Source organism: Spirulina sp. CCY15215 (assembly GCF_016888125.1).
Taxonomy (GTDB): Bacteria; Cyanobacteriota; Cyanobacteriia; order Cyanobacteriales; family Spirulinaceae; genus CCY15215.
The window spans coordinates 1-1,511 of the sequence record NZ_JACSWA010000191.1; the positions used below are offsets into that span (position 1 = coordinate 1).

General features: G+C 39.4%; 3 protein-coding genes. All 3 read left to right on the top strand.

Annotation, left to right across the window (positions count from 1 at the left end; all coding sequences use genetic code 11):
• Window positions 1–243: 243 nt before the first annotated feature.
• On the top strand, window positions 244–762 hold the full coding sequence (locus tag JUI58_RS01060) for a hypothetical protein (RefSeq protein WP_204101892.1): 519 nt from the start codon (window positions 244–246) through the stop codon (window positions 760–762).
• Window positions 755–1,126, top strand: a complete 372-nt coding sequence (locus JUI58_RS01065) for a hypothetical protein (RefSeq protein ID WP_204101893.1) — start codon at window positions 755–757, stop codon at window positions 1,124–1,126. The genes JUI58_RS01060 and JUI58_RS01065 overlap by 8 nt, the downstream gene beginning before the upstream one ends.
• 78 nt (window positions 1,127–1,204) lie before the next feature.
• Window positions 1,205–1,511: hypothetical protein (locus JUI58_RS01070; protein ID WP_204101894.1), on the top strand; the 307-nt coding region annotated here is incomplete at its 3' end.

A 1,511-nucleotide genomic window follows, 5' to 3' on the forward strand; every position in this document is an offset into this window, starting at 1 on the left:
TCATCGATTAGTGATGTTTTAATGACCAATCATAGGGAATAGAAGCAGTAAAGGGATTGCATCGCTGTATTTCTTCGGGATCGTGGGGAATTGTCGCACAATTAGCAACCATTGCTTTTGTCGTCCCAATACCTTTAAATCCATTCCAAATTAACGGTGGAATAGTGACTAAACCAAATATTTTCTATCATTCAACACTTTTGGTCTTGGTGATATTGTCATTTGCATTCAAAAATAAAAATTATGCCATTTAGAAAATTCGATAGCTTTGATGAGAAGAATAAAAAAAAAGGTCAGTATCAGTATCAGAATGCTGGTCAATATTTTCAATTAAATGATCTCTCCATACAAAGTCGAGAAGTTCTCTCCATTTTACAATCATTTGGTACAATTGCTACTCGTGGTTGGTACTATGGTGGGGGTGATGAAGGATTTAGCCATTTTATTGAGGCTGAATTTCCTACTCATGTTAAAAAAGAAAATGAATTGCTCGATTTGCTTGTAGATACTCCACTTGGAGATAAAGATTCTCCACTGATAAGTAAGTTTACTTTCACAGAGAAAAAACCTTCAAGGCAAACAGTAATATCACATCGACTTCATTGGTTTACTGACGAGATGGTAATTCTTCTTTTAGGAAAATCCTTTGGAGTGGGAGATACCTTGACCATTAAAGGTTCATTCAAAGTAGACTTCGAGCAAGGAATCATTATTGATGAGTATCAACAAGGACTGTTAGTTGATGTTGAAGGATATGAATAGTAAAATTATGACCCATCCTTGGTATCATGCTGTTCGCTCCGCAGAGTTATTTGGAGGGCTTCCTGAAGATTATCTTCCAATTCATAATTGGTTTGATGAATCGAAGGCCTTTCTCCCCGATCTTCGACACCGAGCATTGAGACATCATGCGGAAGGAATTTTTCTTTGTGAGAAGCTCTTTGACATCACTATCGAAACAAATTGTGGGAAGAAAGTGCCAACTCGTATTGTAGCAGAGCAACACATTCTTGACGATCTTGGCTGGATTCCAACTGTAAAAGATTGGTTTATTAATTTGGAACTTCAACCTTGGATGACGAGAACTCCTTTCCAACCTATGAAAGATAAGTTGTTTGAAAGTTAGCGCATTTTTCCATAATTTAGATTTCTCCAAAATACTTCCTAGGAAGTTATCGATTACGAATACGATGCAGATTCGGGATTGGAAACGCGACGGGTCTACTCTCTCAACGGAAACACCCTCCATGAAGTCGTCTCCGATTGGAACTTTGAAACCGGACAACTTTTAAGCATCACAGACCCCACCGGAACCACCACTTACCATTACGACCCCAATACCGGAGCATTTGCCGGAATAGACTATCCCAACAACAGCAGCATTCGCTATCAACGGGACGAATTGGGACGAGTGGAAAAAGTCACCGTCAAACCCGACAAGAATGGAGCAACGGAGTACGTCACCGAATACGAATACGATGCCAATGGTAACATCGAGAAAGTCACCGATC